This is a genomic window from Citrobacter sp. RHB21-C05, assembly GCF_013889015.1.
Classification (GTDB): Bacteria; Pseudomonadota; Gammaproteobacteria; order Enterobacterales; family Enterobacteriaceae; genus Citrobacter_A; species Citrobacter_A sedlakii.
Window position 1 is genome coordinate 2,666,553 of the sequence record NZ_CP057611.1, and the last position, 18,043, is coordinate 2,684,595.

The following is an 18,043-nucleotide window of genomic DNA, read 5'->3' on the forward strand; positions in this document are numbered from 1 at the left end:
CTCACCCCCAGACCTTTTGGCGAAAAGTTCTCGGAGTCCGCGCGGGATGCTCACTCTCAGGCAATTTCGCGCTTACGGTCCAAGTGAGATAATCGGAGTTCAGGCTGCGCTCTACCTTCACGCCGCGGCGCCGGTAATTAGCAACCAGTTCGTCGGCCTGTTCAGTTGTGCAGTCAGAGTGATGGAACCAGCTATATTTCATCCCCATCTCCCTGCAAAGCTCATAAGCTGGGAGGCGGCATTTTCGACTTCTTCCTGCGTGCGGAACGTGCGGGACAGTATCCATCGCCAGAGAACGTCGAGCGCGGCTTTGTACAATTGCTGGAACTCGGTTTCGCCCATATTGGCAAATGCAATGCTGCGAGGATGCTTGCGGAGGGTGCCGTCCGGTAGCTGGATAGCGTCGTAGTGGCCGGACTCGATGGTCACCCACGCACGATAGGCGTCAAAGGATTTGCAGGCACTGATGCTGCCGGCGCGCTTATCAGCGATGCGATCGAGATACTGTTCGGCGGCGTCAAGAAGTGCGCCCTCATTCCCACCATAGGAAGCCAGGAATTTTGCGTAGCCGGTCACCAGCTTGCGTTCGTTGGATGAGATCGCGCCGCCGGTAGGCTCCCAGTATTCGAAGCCCAGATTCAGCAGAGCGAAGAAGCGGCGATGAAACGCAGGATTGCGTACCTGTTTGAAGTCGGCCACCAGCACGGCGCCGAGCTTAATTTTTGATTGCAATAAATCGCTGGTCTCCGGCGTAGCCGGGATCAGGATCCCTGAGGACTGCTTAATGAGTTGTAACTGCGCCATGGTATTCACTCCGTGGCGCATCGCGGTCAGGTTGCTGGTTGTTCAGGCCAGCTCAAGAATTATGATTGCGTACGTAGTGACAAGTCAATTTTTAGAAGCCATTTCCCGGACAACTTCCATGATGGTTTCTTTTGACCAGTAAAGATCATCTCTGGATAACTTTCTGGGTGTTACAGCCCCCTCTCTGCTTGTAATAATATACCGTTCCTCTGCTCTAATCCTGAACGACAGAACCTCAAGCCCTCTTCCATCAGTAATGGTCACCCGAAAATTATCAGCAAGATTTGATTGAACTATATCCGCCACGTAATCCCCCTGAGCGACATACAGACGCAATTAAAAAATGTCGGCAGCAGCATCAAAGGTATACACATTGCGGTATTCGGATAAATGCGCGCCAGCCCTAAGCGCTATGTTAATAAAACCAATCGTCAGCGCTCTCCCAGGTCTCCTGGAGGATCATTTCAATTTGCTTTTTATCGTCCTTGGCAGCGCCATAAACATTAAGTCCATCAGATCCGGCTCGTCGAATCACCAGACTGCAATCTTCATACTGATTGCTAAGCCGCTTAAGCAGTTCCTTCTCAAGTGCCGCCTCCGCACCGTCAGGAAGTTTTTTAGTGCGATCAATGGTTAACTCAACTTTCATTATTGCCTCCATTGCATATACTGTGCTTTTATACAGTATACCTGTGAGAGCAAATGATCAACGTCTTTAAAGCACAAAATGTTAATTTTCTGTCAGGAGACGAAAAAATAACCCGCCATAGCGGGTTGAAAAATAAGATGTTTTTAAGCAGCGATTTCTTTCGTGTGACAAAGTTCAAAGAGATTCGCTCTCACCAGCGCTTCACCGAACGGTGGCGGGATAGTGTCTTGCTTCGGCCTTCAGGTTTACTATGTACAAATGCCTGTCGTTGCTGAAATTTGCCTGCGAAAGTTGGTGATTTCTCTAGAAAATAATAAAAACTATATTACTTTCGATGAAGAAATCAGTACTCGATAAAATTATCTATTTTTTTTATGAATTATTGACATCCCCGCAATGCCTTATAAGACGTGCACTTAGCCTTTCTTACCCTTTTGCAACCTCAATTTAACCTCAAAATCAACTCTTGTACTGAAAAGAATCCCTACTAGAATAGGCCATACAGAACAAAATATTGACAAAAAATGAAGAGAACTACACTAGATGTGGCAGAAGGCTAATTTCTGAAAAGTAGATATTAAAAAGCCCGGTTGATGATTCCGGGCCTTTCAAACGGTAAAGGAGCTTGCGACTCGTTTACCTTGCCGAATGTATCTGGCTACAGGAACAAGCTTAACTAAATGAACCAAAGTCTTCAAGTTACTGAGACACTATGGAACGAAATGGAATAGTTCAGAACTGATTTTAAAGTGAATTTTTATCCGGGCTCTTGGTGATGCTTGAGTCTCACCCCAACCAATTCGCGCCGAATGTATCTGGCTACAACAGATACAACATCTGCAAAGGCAAGCCCAAGGGTGTTTGCAGCCAGTCGCGAGAAAGTTAAGAGAAGCTCATTATGGCTGACTTACTATTAAAAATCGTACCTCCGATTATCGTGATTATTACTGCGATCATTGAGTACGTAAACCAGCGTCCATAAGCTTGGTATTGCCAAAAGGCCCATAAATGGGCCTTTTTTTACGCAGCAATTCCTCTCAGGTTACACAACTCCGGCAAGTTCTCCCTCACCAGCGCCTCGGCGAACTGCAAATCCACCGCTTTGCCTGATGATTTTAAAAAACGCTAAAGTGGATTCTGTTTTGTCATAGCTTGGCGACCATTCGATCAATCGCTTCAAGGCAAGATTGTTTATATGGAGCATTGACTTTTACACGGCGATTCATCACCCGTACACTTCCCGTAGGGAGTATTGAAAACGGACAACCTTTCGCAAAGGCTACTACACCCGTTGTTTGAAAATCTTTTATGTTAACAACACCTTCTTCAATAGTGTTAAAATCGAAAATTTCCGGATTTGTTGCGAGAAGTTGCTGAACATCATTATCGATTGAATTAAGCACCGCAGCGTAAGCAGAGGCTGGTCCCATATATTGCGTAAGTCGATTTTTAGCAATCATATGTACCCGAGGAAGCGGCCTGTTAACAGAATTTAGCTTATTAGCGAATGCATATGAAGCATAAATATCAGATGGTAATTTGAGTCCGTATATCAATGAAAAAGCGTTCTGAATTGCCCGGCGAGACGAATCATCTGCCATAACAGGTAAAATTAATTTATCGACGGCTGCTAAAGCAATCTGTGTATAGATTGAAAAACTGGGGTTACAATCGATAAATAAAGTCTCATATTCATCTGACAAACTGCTAACCAAATCATTTATCCAATCAATAATGCTAACCCAAGCATTTGTACCAGGTATTTGCTGGTTCGCCAAGGTATTAATTGCATTAGCTTGAAGTTCCAGTAAGGGATCACCACAGACCAGTGAAATATTTGTAGGAATATGATCATTAAAACTGCGTGGATGAGTTAAATAATCATGCGAATCAAATACTGGTTTTTGGTATGGGGTTGGTAGCCTCATCTGGAAATACCCACCCAATGTACAACGAGCATTGATGTCATGACGAGTCAGAAGATTGATACTCCCATTGCCTATCAGTCCCCCGAGAAATAGCTCTGAAAGGTTTGCTTGAGGACAAACATCGATAACAAGAACACGTTCTAATGGATGTAGCTCAGCGTATCTACAGATAGCCTGAAAAGAGAGACTTGTTTTACCAGTCCCGCCTTTGTTATTCCAAATCGCATACTTTTTCATTCTTTTCTCCATGTAACGATGTAACCATTGGTCAACGATTTACCAATGGTGGCATCGTTAACATCGGAAAACAAGCTATTTTGGTAAAAGGTTTACCAAAGGTGCCAGCGTAAACCTAAAAAATGAATATGATAGTATGTCAAATACCGGCGCTGGTTGATGAAAAATCCGTCAACAGAAAACTTTCCAGCTCAATGATCCGGTTTGTGGCGTATTGCAGCAGTTGGTCCATCACTCCCCCTTACCGATGCCAGCGACGACGACTTCTTTCGATTGGCTGGCGTTCTGACGGTTAGAGCGGCATATCAGCGCCCAAAAATTCATATCGCAAATAAGCGCTGCGCGCATTTCTGCCGTAAAGCGACAGCCAAGTTTATTTGACTTGCCGACTGACCGTCGACGCGTGCGCATTAACTTGCGTGTGTGCGCCGCCTGGACCTCAACCTGACGCTGTCTTGAGGCATACACACCCTTTGCGGGTACTTTCCGCGCCTGTTTTTGATAGGCGCTTAGCAGGTCATGTACGTCTGTAAATTTGTTATTGGTCATCTCAACACATCCTCCACACTGATTAATCCGTTACGGCTCAAATAGTCCATTGCAGCACCATGTAACTTGCTGTCTGGTCTGGCGTTTCGGAGTGAATGGGCCAAGCGTTTAATCCACATCGTTAATTCTTCCACTTGCTTTTCTGCCCGATCTGCTCGCTCCCCCTCTGATTCTGCTAATCCGTGGTAATGCCACTTTTCAGCCTCGTATGCACTGGCGTAGCCATTGGCGCTGTCCAGCTCATCCAGCAGCGCCAGCACATCCCGAGTGGGTACCATGAAGTTCGGCATGAAGTTATCTTTCGCCTTTTCTGCTGTTAAGCGAAGCGCCTGTTTGTCTGTCATGCTGCACGCTCCTTTTTCTTCTGTGCTGCTGGGTTAATCCAGAGGCATTCAGTACGCTGTACTGAGCCTGAGTGACCATTTGCCGCGGTGGTACGCGTGACTCTTTGCCAACCGACCAATGAGTCGTTATATAATTTGCTGTCATAACCGCAGACGATTACCATCCCCTGTAACTCCTTCATAGCGTTTAGCAATTCGACATGCTCGGCATTCGACATCTCGAATCGGTATGCACTTGTTTTTGTCGAACCCGTTCGCGTGTCGTGAACGTACGGCGGATCAACAAAATGAAGCGTCGATTCGGTGTCATGGTCCCGCATACACTGAATAGCCGGTCTGTTCTCCACGAGGACGCCAGCGAACCGACTGGCGACTGCGACCAGGTTGTCCGGCTGGCGAGCCCATACGCGTTGTGCCGTGCTGCTATTTCTTTTGGTATCAAGGCGGAAACCTGTGGTCCCCTTTGTGGCACCAGCGCTCCCGAAGCCCATAGTCGCGCGAACAATTAGACGGCGAGCCTGTTCTATACGGTCGTTAGTTGGTTCGTAAGCGTTCAGGAACTCGGTTCGTGAATATGGCGTTAATGCGCAGGCGTCGATGAGTGATCGGCTGGTAACGGGGTCACGCAGCACGCGAAACAGGTTCACCACGTCGCCATCAAGATCGTTATAAACTTCTGCCTCGCTGGGCTCTTTACGCAGCAGGACGGAAGCAGCGCCGCCGAATGGTTCGACAAAGCAGCGGTGCTTTGGAAAAAAACTGATAATCCACGGCGCCAGGCGAAATTTGCCGCCGTGGTAACGAATTGCAGGGTGTTTGATAGTCGCCTTTTTGTCGTTTGTCATACTGATGCTCCATAAACCTGCATTACACGCCCCATCACAGGGCTTTTCTCCAGCGCCGGCAGCGCTGAAAATCCCTTTTCCTGACTGCTGCTGTATCGCCTGAGGTCGTAATCAATTACCGCGCGCTGGTCGCGGAAAATGCCGCAACGACCATGACGAATGAAGCCGCCGCGCTCCAGCGCAATACGCAGATATTTTTCAGCCGTACCGCGATGAAGGCCGAACAGCGAGACCACCTCTGACGTCGTCATGTGTCCGTGCGCTTTCACCATGTGGATAATCCGATCGATAATCATTGTTCGTTCTCTGTGTGTTTTTGGTCGGGCCATCGGTTATTCCCTCCCTGTCAGCTGCTGCACGAGGTTTTTGTGGCGACCAATTACGCGGACAGCGTCACGCAGTTTTGTCAGTTGCTCCAGCTTGTTTCTGGTTAGGCGGATTTCGCGAGAAATATCCCGCACCGTTGGTACAGCCTCGACTGCGGCGCGCCCTTCGGTGAACGAGGGTATTTCACTCACAATCTGTTCAACCGGTTTTGCTTCTTCCGGCGCAGCAGGTGCCTCCGGTACCGGTTCTTGCTTAACGGGTTCTGTAACAACAGCAAGGGACCAGGTAACGCCTTTGCCCTTCCCGTTCTTCACCACAATACCCTGGCGCTCCAGCGCGCGAAGAACAGAGACCATTCCGCGGGCATTGCGATTGACGGCAGCAGCCAGCGAAACGGTCGTCATTGCCCCCTGCTCACGCAGCTGCTGTCGGACGACGGCAGGATCAACGGGTTTCGGATCCTCACCTTTCAGACGCGGGGCTGGATTCACAGGAGCCTTTGGCGTTGACTGCTGAGACTGACCTTTCATGGTACCGAGGAACCAGCCGCCATCTCCAAAATCGCATAACCCTTGATCACGCTGTTCACGTAACATGGTGAGCGCATCAACCGGGTCGATTTCAAGACGGGCAGCCACTTCGCGGTATGTCGCCCGGCCCATTTTTTCCAGTGCTTGAATTACGGTTTCCATGTGATTTCCTCTCAAATCAGACCAGCGTCTTTGCGTTGTTTGTACTTAGCCATCAGCATCTCAGCCGGAGTCGGCCCAGCGGCCACTTTTGGTGCGGACAATGCGCGACGGATAGGTGGCACGGGCTTACCAGCCAGAACCCGCTTTTCCCAGTCATGCAGGATGTCGCCAGCGGCCCGGATAAGTTCCTTTTCGCTGAGTTGCCCCTCCGTTCCACGACGGCGCAGCTCCAGGCAGACGTGGTAATACAGCGGGTTTTTATCCCTCCAGGGGAATTGCTCGCTGGTCGGATAGCGAAAAACCAGCTTCCGCCACCGCCAGTATTCGCTCATGATGTCGTCCACACTGATCCCTAGCGCGCCACTCCCCTCGCGGCACCACGAAATAAACTGACCTGGAGACGGCCAAAACGGAGACTGGCTGGAGCGGGCTTTTTGCATACCGGCGGAAAGCTGTTCACGTGAGGTAATGCCTGACTCGGCAAAAGCGGCGATCCATTGCTGCTTCGCAACGCGAATATCACCGTCAGTTCGTAGGTTCGTCTGAGTGGATGCCGGAAATACCTGCATGAGGTTTTCAAAAAGCATATCCACCAGCTTTTCAGCAGCGGAATTCACCACTTTTCGCTCATTGCCGACCATGCGCGCCAGCATGTCGCCATCACGATTTTCAATTGCACGATACAGAACAGGTGTCATAGAAATTTCTCCCATGCTTCAGGGCTATTCCAGTGCGGTCCTGTTTCGGATTTATTTGCTCTGACATCTGCGCGTTGCTTGCGAGTGGTGTCTTTGCGCTGGAGGGTCAGGGTGTCCCATTTGGCTCGTAGCTTTGCGGGCGAAAGGATGTTTGAATGCCAGAACGCGTCTTTGCTTGCCCACTGAAACAGCTCGCAGATTTCACGGTGGCTGTGTCCGTCAAGTTCACGCATCAGGCGTACATCGTTAGCCCAGGCCACAAGACCGGGTTTCTTCGGAAAGGGTTTTACTTTTTCAAGCAGTGCGATGATCCATTCTGCGCACTGCTGGTCTTCAGCAGTTCCCCACTTGGTGAAATTTGGGGTGTAAATCGCAGCTTCAGGATGGGCAGATAAAAATTTCTTCAGGCGGTCGTCTGAGGATTCGTCAGAATTCTCGGACGATGATCTTTTAATATTGTTATTGTTATAGTCTTGGGTGTTTACCGTTTCCGGGAAGGTTTTTCCTGTTTTCGGGAAGAGTTTTCCCGATTTCGGGAAGGTTTTTCCCGTTTTCGGTTTGTCTAAAATCCAGGCTGATAGCTCAGTATTTATACCGACAATTTTCATTACACCCTGTTTGTGACTAAAAATAATTCCACGCTCAGCCAGAGACCTGATCGCATCAGAAACATGCGAATCTGACAGCCCTGTAAGACCAGAAATTACAGTGTTCGTAACCCGATCCTGTTTTTTATTCCATCCGTAGGTAAGCCAGATCACCGCTTCAAGGCACTGCCATTCCCGCCCTGACATGCGAAGGCGCGGTTTAAGCTTCTGAATCTCGTTTGCGATCCTGGTGTACCCATTGGACAGGTCGGCCATGTGACCTCCTGTTTGCTCGGTTCTTATGGGAAAATTGATAACTTCAGCGGTATTTGACATACTCATCTCCGCAATTACCTACCGTTTTTGCACCTGAAAGCCGTTGGTGTTCGAGCACCGCGGCTTTCGCCTTTTCAGAACAAACCCTGCTGCCTGTTGCGTTTATTTCGTTTCGATTCAAACCGATCCGCCGGCAGCGTTTGTTTCTCTGTCCATAACTTCGCGTGACGTAAAACATCATCAAAAATCCTCCCTTTCCTGCTCGCTTGGCTCATGCGCGTATACATATCGACAGCCTGAAATGCCCCCCCCTGCGCCACTGCCGCAGTGAAGCCCTGCCGGATTAACTCTTCCCGGACGTGCTTTTCGATAAATTCCAAATGGTTCATCTGAACACCTCACATGACACCCGACGCTATGGCCGCGATACCACTCAGAACCTGAACGACAGCATCGCCGGGTAACATACCCAGCAGATGCTCAATCCCTTCCCTGACCTCTTTCACCATCTGGTGCTGCGGTGCATTCAGCATTACGGCCTGTTTTGCCTCACTGATTTCCTTCTCCATCACTGCATAACGCGTCATGAAGCAATCCTGTCCGATTAGGCGCCCACGAAATTCCAGCGGTAAAACAGCCAGAATCGCCGGAGTCAGCAGGCGGATGTTTTCACGTGCATATGCGGTATCACTGTCCAGCCAGCGGAAAAGCTTCTGCCGCTTACGGCTCAGGTCGTCAGGGAAATCCAGCCCGGCGCCGCCCTGTCGTTCCCATTCTTCAACGATCATTCCGGCGACTACGTCCTGGTTATCGAGAGATGCCGACCAGGCACGAACGGCATCGCGGATCTGTTCGTGCTTATCTGCCGCACTTTGCTGATTGCGATTTATCATCGCAGCCGGAGTTATTCCGGTATTTTGTTGATATGAAATGGCGTGCATGGTCAGGACTCCTGTTTTGGAAGCCCATCAGTAGGGTTTGGATATGCCAATGGGTCGATTTCATGAGGGGTAACCTGCCACTCAAGAATCCGACAAAGGGGCAAAATTCGACCGTGAGGAATTTTTCCTTTCCGAAGCCACTTACCTACAGCCTGCGATGAAATGCCGAAGCACTCTCCAATGCCTACTTGCGTCATGCGGCTGCTGATTTTGTCTTTAAGTTGGTTATCCATTTGTTGTCCTGCATGTTGGTGAATGTTGGCAGGAGAATAACATTTAAAACTTTTGGTTCCAACAAAAATCAAACCAATAGTTCTGATGAACTATAAAACCATTGGTTGTAAAATGAGAATATGAATAAAACTCCTCACCCTGTGTTTGCGAAAAGAATCCATCAAGTGATGGAGGAAAACGGCTGGAGCATGGCTGATTTAGCCAGGCGCGTGATGCTATCACATACATCAGTGCGTAAATGGGCTAATGGTGCAGCAGCAGCAAGCGGCGAGCGCCTCAAAAGGCTGTCAGCCGTAACCGGCAGGCCTGAGTACTGGTTCTTTATGGAACCGGGCACAGAAGGGGAGAATGGAGAAGAACTTCCGATATTACCGCGCGTTCTTGATGAACAGGAACAAACGTTGTTATCTCTGTTTAATCAGTTGCCTGAAGCTGAAAAGCTCCGTTTGATCATTCACACCAGGGGTGTGGTGAAAGAAATGGACCTACTTAAGAATGATGTCTACGACATTATGAACGACCTCAAGAAATAGCCACATTCCCGCTCTGTACAAAATAGACACCGTATTGGTGTCTTTTTTTACCCCCAAATAGAACCACAGGTTCCATTTATGCTTTACTTGTCGAACTTTTGGTTGTACTCTTCATTCCATCGACAACAAGCGCATCGTTGTCAGGTGATAAACGTTCCGCCAGCCGGGCGATAACGGCAAGCAGAGGGATAAATCATGAGTGAGGTAATTTTTAGCTTTGAAAACTCCAGTGACGCAGTACGCGCTGGGATGTTGATGAATAAGGTGGATCCGTCACTGCGTTATGTGCAGATACGAGCAACTGTCTGCGTAACCTGGCATGCAAACATCGTAGCGGCAACTCAGGCCGTTCTGGATGCAAACATTCCATGCACTTTTCAATACTGGAATGACATTAAAAACAGTCATCGCAGAGATTAGAAAATGATTGATTTCGCCCGCAAGCCTGCACGTATTCAGGCTATCAAACTTAACTATTTCGGAGTGATGCTTCGCCGCCTTTGCTACCTGCTGGCACAAAAAGGAGATCCGGATGCTTAAACAGTGCGGCTACTGCCGCAAACCCATTGATGAAGGCAAAGAAGTAAAGAGCACCCTTCTCTATAGCAACGGCTCACTGCTGGCGCGCAAAGAAAAGGAATATTGCTCTAAGCAATGCGCTGAATACGACCAGATGGCGCACGAAGCGTAATTAACTGAACTGAAATTCTAACCATTTATTTGGCGTGGACCCTTGCACCCTGAATAAACCAAAAGGAATATTTTATGAAGATTGTAACAATCGAAATGAACCTGGAAGCGGTGAATAAGAACATTGCTTTATTCAATTGTGAAAAGAAAGTCTCAGGCGTTATTCACTCGAACTCAGCTGGCGAAACCACTGTCGTTCTTGACGGTGGTTATGTGCTCGGAAAGTTCGACTGCCCTCACTGCGCTGTAGAAGCCATTTCACTGCTCACAGTCAAGGTGAGTGATGGGGATAAAGCGGGGTTTGGTAATTACCGCAGTTACAAGCTCGATTACTCAGAAAGATTTTATCAGACCATCCATTAAGAAAACGCCCACCGAAGCGGGCGTGCCCTGTCCGGCGTCACCGACCAAAGCGAACCGGACATAACAACCAGATATATCGGGGTGCTGTTAAGGCACCTCCATTCTACACGAATTGAGGACAAAACAATGAGTGGAACTAATCCTGTATTTTTAGTCCGCAAAGCAAAGAAATCATCAGGCCAGAAAGATGCTGTTCTCTGGTGCAGCGATGATTTTGAAGCGGCAAATGCAACACTGGATTATCTCCTGATTAAAACCGGCGCAAAGCTGAAAGATTACTTCAAAGCCGTCGCCACAAATTTCCCCGTCGTCAACGAACTGCCGCCGGAAGGCGAGCTGAGCCTCACGTTCTGCGATTACTATCAACTCGGCAAGGACAATATGACCTGGGCGCAAATCCCCGGCATCACCTTGCCGTCATCTGAAGCTGCCGCCGCGGCCCGCCAGCATATCGTTGACGGTGTTGATACTGAAACAGGCGAAGTGCTGGATCACACTGAAAACTTTGAGAACGAGGATAGCAGCCCACCCCCTGCCCCAGAGCTGACTGTTGTTGCAACTATGCCTCTCCGTCATCGAGTTCTGGCTCAATACATTGGCAACGGCGAGTACCTCTATCACGTCGATGCCGATCAGAAAAAAGCAATTATTGCTCTGGAAATGGACACCGATAATTCATATGTCCAGAACCTGTTACTGGCCGCCGAGAATGTTGAGGCGTTCAAGAAAGCAGTTGAACACGACATTCATAAATCAGTGAATGCCGTAAAAACAGTATTCCCTGTCGACGGAAAAATTCCTGAGCTGGCGACTGTTATCCAGTTCCTCAAAACATGGTTCGATACCGAACATATCGATCGCGGTTTGCTCGTTAAGGAGTGGGTGAAAGGCAACCGTGTATCGACTATTCAGCGCACTGAAAGCGGCGCTAACGCTGGCGGCGGTAATAAGACCGATCGTCATCCGGATGTAAAGCATAATTTTGACGTTCTCGACATTGAAATAGCGCTCGCCACCCTGCCTATGGATTTTAATATCTATGAGTTGCCGGGCAGTGTTTACCGTCGCGCAAAAGAAATCGTTAAGAAAAAGGAAAGTCCGTTCAAAGAATGGTCCGCAGCGCTGCGCGCCACGCCCGGTATCCTGGACTATTCGCGCGCCGCTATTTTTGCTCTTATCCGCGGTACATCATCCGAATTGGTTAAATTTCCTGGACGGCTGCGGGCCTATATCAACGCAAGCCTGACCGAGAGCAATCACGAGAAACCTACGGCAGAAACTCTTGCGGCAGCCCGTCACACACCGGAAAAAGACGCTGTAGAAGAAGCCAGCCGACAGCTGGCCGCCGAACGCGGTGAATACGTCGAGGGTATCAGCGACCCAACCGATCCAAAATGGGTGAAAACAGAGACAAGCCAGCCGACCGACGAACCTGAACTGGTTAAAAATGTCGGCAACGGGATTTTCGACGTGTCCGCCTTAATGCAGAACTCATCAACTCATGGCACAAAAACGGATCCGGAGACCACCAGTAATGTGCAGGTTCAAGAAGCTGACAGTGATGAAAAACAGGCTGGTGATGCGGTGCAGGCAGGCGAAGGCGATCTGGGGACTGGTGAAGAAGCAGTTACCGTAGAAAAGCTCGAAGAGAACCAGAATCAGGATGAGACGAGCCAATCTGAGCCTGAGGCGCAACAGGAAGAACCAGTACCGGATGCAGCGTGGCCGGAATACTTCGAGCCGGGCCGCTATGAAGGCGTACCTAATGAGGTTTACCACGCCGCCAACGGTATCAGTTCAACGATGGTGAAAGACGCTCGAGTGAGCCTGATGTATTACGACGGCCGCCACGTATCTAAAACCATCAAGAAAGAACGCTCCAAAGTTCTCGATATGGGAAATCTGGTGCATGCGCTGGCGTTACAGCCTGAAATTCTGGATGAAGAATTCAGCATTGAACCGGTCATCCCGGAAGGCGCTCTCACGACGACAGCAACGATCCGCGCAGTTATCGATGAACACAACGCCAGCCTGCCAGCGCAGCTGTCCGCCGACGACATCAAAGCGCTGTTGGAAGAATACAACGCCACCCTGCCGCCGCAGTTGCCGCTCGGCGCTTCGCTGGAAGAAACCGGACAGAGCTACATGGCGTTGCCCGCTGAGTTTCAGCGAATTGAAGACGGTCAGAAACAAACCGCATCGGCGATGAAAGCCTGCATCAAAGAATACAACGCCACCCTGCCGGCGCAAATGAAAACCAGCGGTAGTCGCGACACGCTACTGGAGCAACTGGCGATCATCAATCCTGATCTCGTTGCGCAGGAAGCACAGAAACCTCAACCGTTGAAAGTATCCGGCACCAAAGCGGATCTGATTCAGGCAGTGAAATCCGTCAAACCTGACACAGTTTTCGCCGACGAGCTGCTTGACGCATGGCGCGAAAACCCAGGCGATAAAATCCTGGTTACCCGCCAGCAATACGCTACCGCGCTGGCTATCCAGTCTGCGCTCTATGCCCACCCTGAGGCCGGTAAGTTACTGCAAAACCCAACACGCGCCGTTGAAGTCAGCTATTTCGGCATTGATGACGACACCGGACTTGAAATCCGTGTTCGACCGGATGTTGAACTCGAGTACGAAGGTCTGCGTATCGGCTTCGACCTGAAAACAATCAGCATGTGGGATGTGAAGGAAGATGCCCTGAAATCACGGCTTCACCGCGAAATAACCATGCGCGATTACCACCTCAGCGCCGGTATGTACTGTAACGTTGCCGACCTGGACAAATTCGCGTGGATATTCGTGAACAAAGACGAGGGTTATCACTGGGTGGCTGTTGTGTGGGCTTCGGAATCACTGCTGGAACTCGGAAAGCTTGAGTATCGCCAGACGATTCGTTCCATCGCGAACGCTATGGACACTGGCGAATGGCCAGCACCGATAACAGAAGACTACACCGACGAACTGAACGATTACGACCTGCGCCGTCTCGATGCGCTTCGTGAAATGGCTTAAGGGGGAAACTATGGAAAACAAAAACATAACTGTTGCCGATCAGAATGCAGTAGTTAACTCAAACATTGCTTTGTTTGACTCGCAGTACCTGAACGCTATCAGTGCATTCGCTCAGATGATGTCTCAGGGTTCTGCAACGGTTCCTCGCCATCTACAGGGTAATGCAGCAGATTGCATGGCAGTAGCTATGCAGGCCGCACAATGGCAGATGAATCCTTTCGCTGTGGCGCAGAAAACGCACCTGATCAATGGTGTGCTGGGTTACGAAGCACAACTGGTTAACGCAGTTATTTCCCGCAGTGGTGTACTGGCAAGCCGTTTTGAATATGAATGGTATGGCCCATGGGAAAAGGTCATCGGCAAGTTCAACATCAGAAAAGGTGATAAAGGCGAATATCGCGTACCGGGTTGGACAATGGCTGATGAAGAAGGTATCGGCATCATTATCAAAGCGCGCCTGAAAGGTGAGGATCAACCGCGAGAACTCGACCTGCTGCTTGCTCAGGCACGCGTTCGTAATTCCACTCTCTGGGCTGACGATCCGCGCCAGCAACTTGCTTACCTCGCAGTGAAGCGCTGGGCTCGCCTTTTCTGCCCTGACGTCATTCTTGGCGTCTATACGCCAGACGAACTCGATGAGCGAGAAGAGAAGATTATCAACCCCGCCCAGAGCACCCAAAGCATCACCATGCAGGATATTAATGCCGATAACCAGCAGACCACCAGTACGCAGGAAGCTGATGTAAACATCGATGATGCTGCAGAGAAATTCCGTGCGCGCATTGATTCTGCTGAGACGCTGGAAGATGCAACAGCAGTGGGAAACGATATCAATACGGCAAAACCTGCATTAGGTACGGCACTGTTCACTGAGTTGAAAAATAAAGCTACCCGTCGTTATCACCTGGTTAAGCATCGCGCCATGCTTGATGAAGCAATTAACGGTCTGCCACAGCCAGGCTCACCCGACGCGGCAACACGCTTTGAAGCGGTAGAGAAAAAACTCTCCGCGGCGAAGCGGCATCTTGGCGACGAGTTGCACGATAAGTACCGCATAACTCTTGACGACATGAAACCGGAATACATCGGCTAATTGAATTAGGGAGGGGTTACACCCTCCCGCCAGAGGAGATTTTATGCGCCTTATAAATCGCAGTAAGCAATCGCCATTGGGCCGCCGGGCATGTGACGCAGCACTGGCAAAGCATGTTGAACGTTACGGGGACTATGGTCGCAGCGAAAGGAAGGAAATATACACGGTGAACGTGGACGGCGTGAAGATCTGGGTAGAAGTGGTCAACCGTCATAAGAGTTATGTGGCAACCGCTATGACTGGCATGCGCCGTCTGAGAACACTGCCTGGTCGGTTTTACTGATAACGAAATATCAATTATTAAAACCCGGCAGCTTTATAATAAGTTGCCGGTTACAGGAGACAGTATGGCAAAGCTTCTGAACTTGCAGGAATGGGCTGATTTAACTTACTCAAAGCCCCCTTCACTTTCCACACTGCGTCGTTGGGTACGGAATGGACGAATTTTTCCCGCGCCGGAACTGCACGGAAAGGAATATAAGGTTCAGCCTGACGCTATCTATGTGGATCCGCGTAAAAAGAACCATCGCGTAAAACCAAAACACACTAAGCTGCCATCCGGCGGCACTCTACTGGAGAGACTGACTTATGGCGAAAAGGCCAGTACGTTACGACGCTAATCTGCCCCGTAACCTGACCTATCGTAAAAGAGACAGACTTTACAGTTGGCGCAATCCGATGACCGGGCAGGAGATATCTCTTGGCCGAATTGACCGCAAGGACGCAGTAGCCCAAGCCATCGAAGCCAACAACTACCTCGACAAGAACTATCTTCCTTCCTGTCTTCTGGACCGCATAAAAGACGTGCCCACATTCACAGTGGCTGCATGGCTGGAGCGGTACGAGGTTATTCTGGAAAGACGCGAGTTGAAACCCAATACGATGAAGGTTAGGCGAAATCAGCTCGCCACTATAAAGGACGAGTTCGGAAGGATCCCCCTCGCCTCCGTAACCACAAAGGATATAGCTTCTTTTCTGGATGCCTACATTGTCTGTGATAAAAAGAGCATGGCTTCCGGATTGCGATCGGTATTGATGGATGTCTTCAGAGAGGCAATTGTGGAGGGGCATATCGACAGGAACCCGGCAGAGCCGACGCGAACGCCGACACCGAAAGTCAAGCGTGAACGTCTGCTGCAAGAGCAATATGAAGTGATTCGCAACGCAGCCTTTAGATACTCTGAGTGGGCAGCAAATGCATTTGACCTGGCACTGGTGACAGGACAGCGTCGGGAGGATGTCTCTCTGTTCAGATTCAGTGATGTGCGAGACGGAAGACTGTTCGTAACTCAGGAGAAAACAGGTCACAAGTTGGCGATCCCCCTAGATTTGAGGCTGGAAGCATCCGATCTGTTATTACAGGATGTCGTGGATCGGTGTAGGATAAATAATCCGTCAGATTTTATGCTCTACTCGTCTGTCAGGCGCGGCGGACGAAAGCCAGGTCCGTTAACCCCAGACGGGCTTACACAGGCGTTTTCAACGATCAGGAATGCTACTGGTTTAAAGTTCGGCCCTAACCCGCCCTCTTTTCATGAGATAAGAAGTCTGGCCGGTCGGTTGTATGAGAGCGAGCGTGGAGAGGATTTCGCACAACGCTTACTGGGCCACAAAAATTTAACAATGACCAAAAAATACCTGGACGCACGCGGTGCAGACTATGTTATGGTTTAGACAGGATATGGAAATTTCGAGTAATTTTCGTGTTTTTTCGGGTTGAAACGTAAAAACACCATATAAAACATACAGATAAAAAAAGACCGAATACGATTCCTGTATTCGGTCCAGGGAAATGGCTCTTGGGAGAGAGCCGTGCGCTAAAAGTTGGCATTAATGCAGGCTAAGTCGCCTTGCCTTATAAGAATAGATGACGACGCCAGGTTTTCCAGTCCATGGTGAAAGTGGTTGGAAAAAACAGGCATCCGTCATGTGCTAAAAAGCAAAAACCGCAAGCGCGTTTCGACGATACTTGCGGTTTTTTATTGGAAATCAGAAAGATATTTTTGGTAATTAGCAGAGTTTTTCGGCGCGTTCGATAAAGGGCGCAAGACTCATTTTTTCCCCTGGTTTTGCCGGATCGTCTATTTGAATAACGTGAATAGGCTGAGCGTTGGTTTTTCCGCTGGCCACCTGCTGCTGCGCCACATCATTAAGCGGATACTGGACCAGCGTACTCGGATTGATCACATACAGCGCGTTTCCCGGTCGACATGTCAGCATCACTTCTTCCCGATTGAACGCCCACTTATCTTTACCCACTTCAAAACGGCTAACGGTAATGACCTGCGGTGCCGCCAGCGCCGCGCCGGAGCTGACCAACAGCAGCAAAGAAAGAATCATTTTTTTCATGAATTTTGCCTGTTCTTCAGAACGGTTCCAGAGTCGCGAACAGACTGACAATCGCCAGAACCGCCGCTCCCATACCCCATTCAATTTTTGTCATCCAGATAAAATACTGATTGATACGGCAATGTCCCAGCCGCATCCGTGGTACGAGAACATACCGATTCAGCAACGCGATTGCCACCATTAGCACCACAAGTGCACATTTTAACAAAAGCAACTGGCCCCAGCCGCTTCGCCAGGGAAGGGAGAATCCCTGAATAAATACGACATTCGCGATCCCGGTGATTAACACGCCCGCCACAGCGAGATGACCATATTGCGAGAAACGCATCATGGCGGCGATGGCCTGCTGACGCCAGCGGCCTTTTGCCAGGCGCATACAGTAGAGGACTGGCATCAGACCGCCAAACCAGGCCGCAGCACAGAGCAAATGCAGCGCGTGATTGCTCCGCTGTAGCGCGCCAGAAATGCCTGTATGCAGCGTGGCATGGCCGACGCCCGCCAGCAATGCAAACTGGGCAAACGCTAAAATCAGCAGCAGTCGCGGTAAATTTCGCGGAACGAGAAGCGCTGCCACCAGCGTCACAAGGGCGAGAATAATTTGCCATAGCCAGACACCGCCGAACTGGGTTTGCAGAACTGCGCGCCAGATTGACACAGAGAATACATCCTGCCACCCGGAGCCCATCAATCCGCCCTGCACTGCCAGCATCAGCGCCGCAGTCAGAAAACTCGCGCCAGCAGCGTACTGTTGCAGACGTAAAAACCGGCAATTCATCAGACGACGAAGCGCCACCGGCGCCAGCCACGCACCGTAAAGCGCGCTGCCAAATATCAGCATCAGCGCGGTAAAATGAATGAAACGAAGCGTGACCCAGGTGAGCGACAGCAT

At 49.8% G+C, this 18,043-nt stretch carries 24 protein-coding genes and 2 pseudogenes; 9 read left to right on the plus strand and 17 right to left on the minus strand.

All coding sequences use genetic code 11. The features are described 5' to 3' along the window. Position 1: 1 nt before the first annotated feature. The 15 genes from HVX72_RS22215 to HVX72_RS12940 form a co-directional block, all read right to left on the minus strand. Positions 2–208, minus strand: coding sequence for a hypothetical protein (locus HVX72_RS22215; protein WP_233459107.1), 207 nt, complete (start codon positions 206–208; stop codon positions 2–4). Continuing rightward, positions 199–804 (minus strand): DUF1367 family protein, encoded by a 606-nt coding sequence (locus tag HVX72_RS12875; protein WP_181821509.1) that lies wholly within the window; start codon positions 802–804, stop codon positions 199–201. The genes HVX72_RS22215 and HVX72_RS12875 overlap by 10 nt, the downstream gene beginning before the upstream one ends. Positions 805–888: 84 nt before the next feature. Continuing rightward, positions 889–1,110 carry a hypothetical protein gene (locus HVX72_RS12880; RefSeq protein ID WP_181821510.1) on the minus strand — a complete coding sequence of 74 codons (222 nt, stop codon included), beginning with the start codon at positions 1,108–1,110 and terminating at the stop codon, positions 889–891. A gap of 109 nt (positions 1,111–1,219) precedes the next feature. Then, positions 1,220–1,453, minus strand: coding sequence for a DinI-like family protein (locus tag HVX72_RS12885; protein ID WP_181821511.1), 234 nt, complete (start codon positions 1,451–1,453; stop codon positions 1,220–1,222). Positions 1,454–2,598: 1,145 nt separating this feature from the next. Beyond that, positions 2,599–3,618 carry a ParA family protein gene (locus tag HVX72_RS12890; protein ID WP_181821512.1) on the minus strand — a complete coding sequence of 340 codons (1,020 nt, stop codon included), beginning with the start codon at positions 3,616–3,618 and terminating at the stop codon, positions 2,599–2,601. Between the two features lie 231 nt (positions 3,619–3,849). Then, complete coding sequence (locus tag HVX72_RS12895) at positions 3,850–4,167, minus strand: hypothetical protein (protein ID WP_181821513.1); 318 nt, start codon at positions 4,165–4,167, stop codon at positions 3,850–3,852. Continuing rightward, positions 4,164–4,511, minus strand: coding sequence for an ead/Ea22-like family protein (locus HVX72_RS12900; RefSeq protein WP_181821514.1), 348 nt, complete (start codon positions 4,509–4,511; stop codon positions 4,164–4,166). The genes HVX72_RS12895 and HVX72_RS12900 overlap by 4 nt, the downstream gene beginning before the upstream one ends. Next, complete coding sequence (locus tag HVX72_RS12905) at positions 4,508–5,356, minus strand: DNA adenine methylase (RefSeq protein WP_181821515.1); 849 nt, start codon at positions 5,354–5,356, stop codon at positions 4,508–4,510. Before HVX72_RS12905 ends, HVX72_RS12900 begins: the two co-directional genes overlap by 4 nt. Continuing rightward, positions 5,353–5,685 carry a DUF977 family protein gene (locus HVX72_RS12910; RefSeq protein ID WP_181821516.1) on the minus strand — a complete coding sequence of 111 codons (333 nt, stop codon included), beginning with the start codon at positions 5,683–5,685 and terminating at the stop codon, positions 5,353–5,355. The genes HVX72_RS12905 and HVX72_RS12910 overlap by 4 nt, the downstream gene beginning before the upstream one ends. Positions 5,686–5,688: 3 nt before the next feature. Next, a complete protein-coding gene (locus HVX72_RS12915; RefSeq protein ID WP_181821517.1) occupies positions 5,689–6,375 on the minus strand; it encodes a hypothetical protein in 687 nt (228 codons plus the stop codon). A gap of 11 nt (positions 6,376–6,386) precedes the next feature. Further along, positions 6,387–7,073 (minus strand): replication protein P, encoded by a 687-nt coding sequence (locus HVX72_RS12920; RefSeq protein WP_181821518.1) that lies wholly within the window; start codon positions 7,071–7,073, stop codon positions 6,387–6,389. Continuing rightward, positions 7,070–7,996 (minus strand): replication protein, encoded by a 927-nt coding sequence (locus HVX72_RS12925; RefSeq protein ID WP_042291650.1) that lies wholly within the window; start codon positions 7,994–7,996, stop codon positions 7,070–7,072. The genes HVX72_RS12920 and HVX72_RS12925 overlap by 4 nt, the downstream gene beginning before the upstream one ends. Before the next feature lie 74 nt (positions 7,997–8,070). Continuing rightward, the gene (locus HVX72_RS12930) at positions 8,071–8,325 is read right to left on the minus strand and encodes a hypothetical protein (RefSeq protein ID WP_181823314.1); all 255 of its coding nucleotides are present in this window, start codon (positions 8,323–8,325) and stop codon (positions 8,071–8,073) included. Positions 8,326–8,334: 9 nt separating this feature from the next. Then, entirely contained in the window at positions 8,335–8,877 is a 543-nt protein-coding gene (locus tag HVX72_RS12935) for a toxin YdaT domain-containing protein (RefSeq protein WP_181821519.1), read from the minus strand. Positions 8,878–8,879: 2 nt separating this feature from the next. Further along, positions 8,880–9,110 (minus strand): hypothetical protein, encoded by a 231-nt coding sequence (locus tag HVX72_RS12940; RefSeq protein WP_048986204.1) that lies wholly within the window; start codon positions 9,108–9,110, stop codon positions 8,880–8,882. A gap of 120 nt (positions 9,111–9,230) precedes the next feature. Between HVX72_RS12940 and HVX72_RS12945 the strand changes: the two genes are divergently transcribed. The 9 genes and pseudogenes from HVX72_RS12945 (at position 9,231) to HVX72_RS12980 (ending at position 16,479) form a co-directional block, all read left to right on the plus strand. Beyond that, entirely contained in the window at positions 9,231–9,644 is a 414-nt protein-coding gene (locus tag HVX72_RS12945) for a helix-turn-helix domain-containing protein (RefSeq protein WP_181821520.1), read from the plus strand. A gap of 423 nt (positions 9,645–10,067) precedes the next feature. Beyond that, positions 10,068–10,184 (plus strand): annotated as a pseudogene (locus HVX72_RS22220) (hypothetical protein); the annotation flags it as partial. Continuing rightward, on the plus strand, positions 10,177–10,335 hold the full coding sequence (locus HVX72_RS12950; RefSeq protein ID WP_181821521.1) for a YdaE family protein: 159 nt from the start codon (positions 10,177–10,179) through the stop codon (positions 10,333–10,335). The pseudogene HVX72_RS22220 and the gene HVX72_RS12950, both read left to right, overlap by 8 nt. Positions 10,336–10,362: 27 nt before the next feature. After that, positions 10,363–10,697: pseudogene (locus HVX72_RS12955) on the plus strand (DNA breaking-rejoining protein). Between the two features lie 126 nt (positions 10,698–10,823). Next, on the plus strand, positions 10,824–13,712 hold the full coding sequence (locus HVX72_RS12960) for a RecE family exodeoxyribonuclease (RefSeq protein ID WP_181821523.1): 2,889 nt from the start codon (positions 10,824–10,826) through the stop codon (positions 13,710–13,712). Positions 13,713–13,722: 10 nt separating this feature from the next. Further along, positions 13,723–14,805, plus strand: a complete 1,083-nt coding sequence (locus tag HVX72_RS12965; protein ID WP_181821524.1) for a RecT family recombinase — start codon at positions 13,723–13,725, stop codon at positions 14,803–14,805. 43 nt (positions 14,806–14,848) lie between these two features. Continuing rightward, positions 14,849–15,088, plus strand: a complete 240-nt coding sequence (locus HVX72_RS12970; RefSeq protein WP_181821525.1) for a DUF4060 family protein — start codon at positions 14,849–14,851, stop codon at positions 15,086–15,088. 64 nt (positions 15,089–15,152) lie between these two features. Then, positions 15,153–15,425, plus strand: a complete 273-nt coding sequence (locus HVX72_RS12975) for an excisionase (protein WP_181821526.1) — start codon at positions 15,153–15,155, stop codon at positions 15,423–15,425. Continuing rightward, positions 15,394–16,479 carry a tyrosine-type recombinase/integrase gene (locus HVX72_RS12980; RefSeq protein WP_181821527.1) on the plus strand — a complete coding sequence of 362 codons (1,086 nt, stop codon included), beginning with the start codon at positions 15,394–15,396 and terminating at the stop codon, positions 16,477–16,479. Before HVX72_RS12975 ends, HVX72_RS12980 begins: the two co-directional genes overlap by 32 nt. A gap of 336 nt (positions 16,480–16,815) precedes the next feature. Here the strand turns inward: HVX72_RS12980 and HVX72_RS12985 are convergent, their stop codons facing one another. Continuing rightward, positions 16,816–17,154, minus strand: coding sequence for a YebY family protein (locus tag HVX72_RS12985; RefSeq protein ID WP_060569589.1), 339 nt, complete (start codon positions 17,152–17,154; stop codon positions 16,816–16,818). A 16-nt stretch (positions 17,155–17,170) separates the two neighbouring features. Next, the gene (gene copD / locus HVX72_RS12990; protein ID WP_181821528.1) at positions 17,171–18,043 is read right to left on the minus strand and encodes a copper homeostasis membrane protein CopD; all 873 of its coding nucleotides are present in this window, start codon (positions 18,041–18,043) and stop codon (positions 17,171–17,173) included.

Bases quoted from the DNA above. Each gene is read 5' to 3' on its own strand.
- HVX72_RS22215 (WP_233459107.1), bottom strand. From the start codon at position 208: ATGGGGATGAAATATAGCTGGTTCCATCACTCTGACTGCACAACTGAA.
- HVX72_RS12875 (WP_181821509.1), bottom strand. From the start codon at position 804: ATGGCGCAGTTACAACTCATTAAGCAGTCCTCAGGGATCCTGATCCCG.
- HVX72_RS12885 (WP_181821511.1), bottom strand. From the start codon at position 1,453: ATGAAAGTTGAGTTAACCATTGATCGCACTAAAAAACTTCCTGACGGT.
- HVX72_RS12890 (WP_181821512.1), bottom strand. From the start codon at position 3,618: ATGAAAAAGTATGCGATTTGGAATAACAAAGGCGGGACTGGTAAAACA.
- HVX72_RS12895 (WP_181821513.1), bottom strand. From the start codon at position 4,167: ATGACCAATAACAAATTTACAGACGTACATGACCTGCTAAGCGCCTAT.
- HVX72_RS12900 (WP_181821514.1), bottom strand. From the start codon at position 4,511: ATGACAGACAAACAGGCGCTTCGCTTAACAGCAGAAAAGGCGAAAGAT.
- HVX72_RS12905 (WP_181821515.1), bottom strand. From the start codon at position 5,356: ATGACAAACGACAAAAAGGCGACTATCAAACACCCTGCAATTCGTTAC.
- HVX72_RS12910 (WP_181821516.1), bottom strand. From the start codon at position 5,685: ATGGCCCGACCAAAAACACACAGAGAACGAACAATGATTATCGATCGG.
- HVX72_RS12915 (WP_181821517.1), bottom strand. From the start codon at position 6,375: ATGGAAACCGTAATTCAAGCACTGGAAAAAATGGGCCGGGCGACATAC.
- HVX72_RS12920 (WP_181821518.1), bottom strand. From the start codon at position 7,073: ATGACACCTGTTCTGTATCGTGCAATTGAAAATCGTGATGGCGACATG.
- HVX72_RS12925 (WP_042291650.1), bottom strand. From the start codon at position 7,996: ATGTCAAATACCGCTGAAGTTATCAATTTTCCCATAAGAACCGAGCAA.
- HVX72_RS12930 (WP_181823314.1), bottom strand. From the start codon at position 8,325: ATGAACCATTTGGAATTTATCGAAAAGCACGTCCGGGAAGAGTTAATC.
- HVX72_RS12935 (WP_181821519.1), bottom strand. From the start codon at position 8,877: ATGCACGCCATTTCATATCAACAAAATACCGGAATAACTCCGGCTGCG.
- HVX72_RS12940 (WP_048986204.1), bottom strand. From the start codon at position 9,110: ATGGATAACCAACTTAAAGACAAAATCAGCAGCCGCATGACGCAAGTA.
- HVX72_RS12945 (WP_181821520.1), top strand. From the start codon at position 9,231: ATGAATAAAACTCCTCACCCTGTGTTTGCGAAAAGAATCCATCAAGTG.
- HVX72_RS12950 (WP_181821521.1), top strand. From the start codon at position 10,177: ATGCTTAAACAGTGCGGCTACTGCCGCAAACCCATTGATGAAGGCAAA.
- HVX72_RS12960 (WP_181821523.1), top strand. From the start codon at position 10,824: ATGAGTGGAACTAATCCTGTATTTTTAGTCCGCAAAGCAAAGAAATCA.
- HVX72_RS12965 (WP_181821524.1), top strand. From the start codon at position 13,723: ATGGAAAACAAAAACATAACTGTTGCCGATCAGAATGCAGTAGTTAAC.
- HVX72_RS12970 (WP_181821525.1), top strand. From the start codon at position 14,849: ATGCGCCTTATAAATCGCAGTAAGCAATCGCCATTGGGCCGCCGGGCA.
- HVX72_RS12975 (WP_181821526.1), top strand. From the start codon at position 15,153: ATGGCAAAGCTTCTGAACTTGCAGGAATGGGCTGATTTAACTTACTCA.
- HVX72_RS12980 (WP_181821527.1), top strand. From the start codon at position 15,394: ATGGCGAAAAGGCCAGTACGTTACGACGCTAATCTGCCCCGTAACCTG.
- HVX72_RS12985 (WP_060569589.1), bottom strand. From the start codon at position 17,154: ATGAAAAAAATGATTCTTTCTTTGCTGCTGTTGGTCAGCTCCGGCGCG.
- copD (WP_181821528.1), bottom strand. From the start codon at position 18,043: ATGCTGTCGCTCACCTGGGTCACGCTTCGTTTCATTCATTTTACCGCG.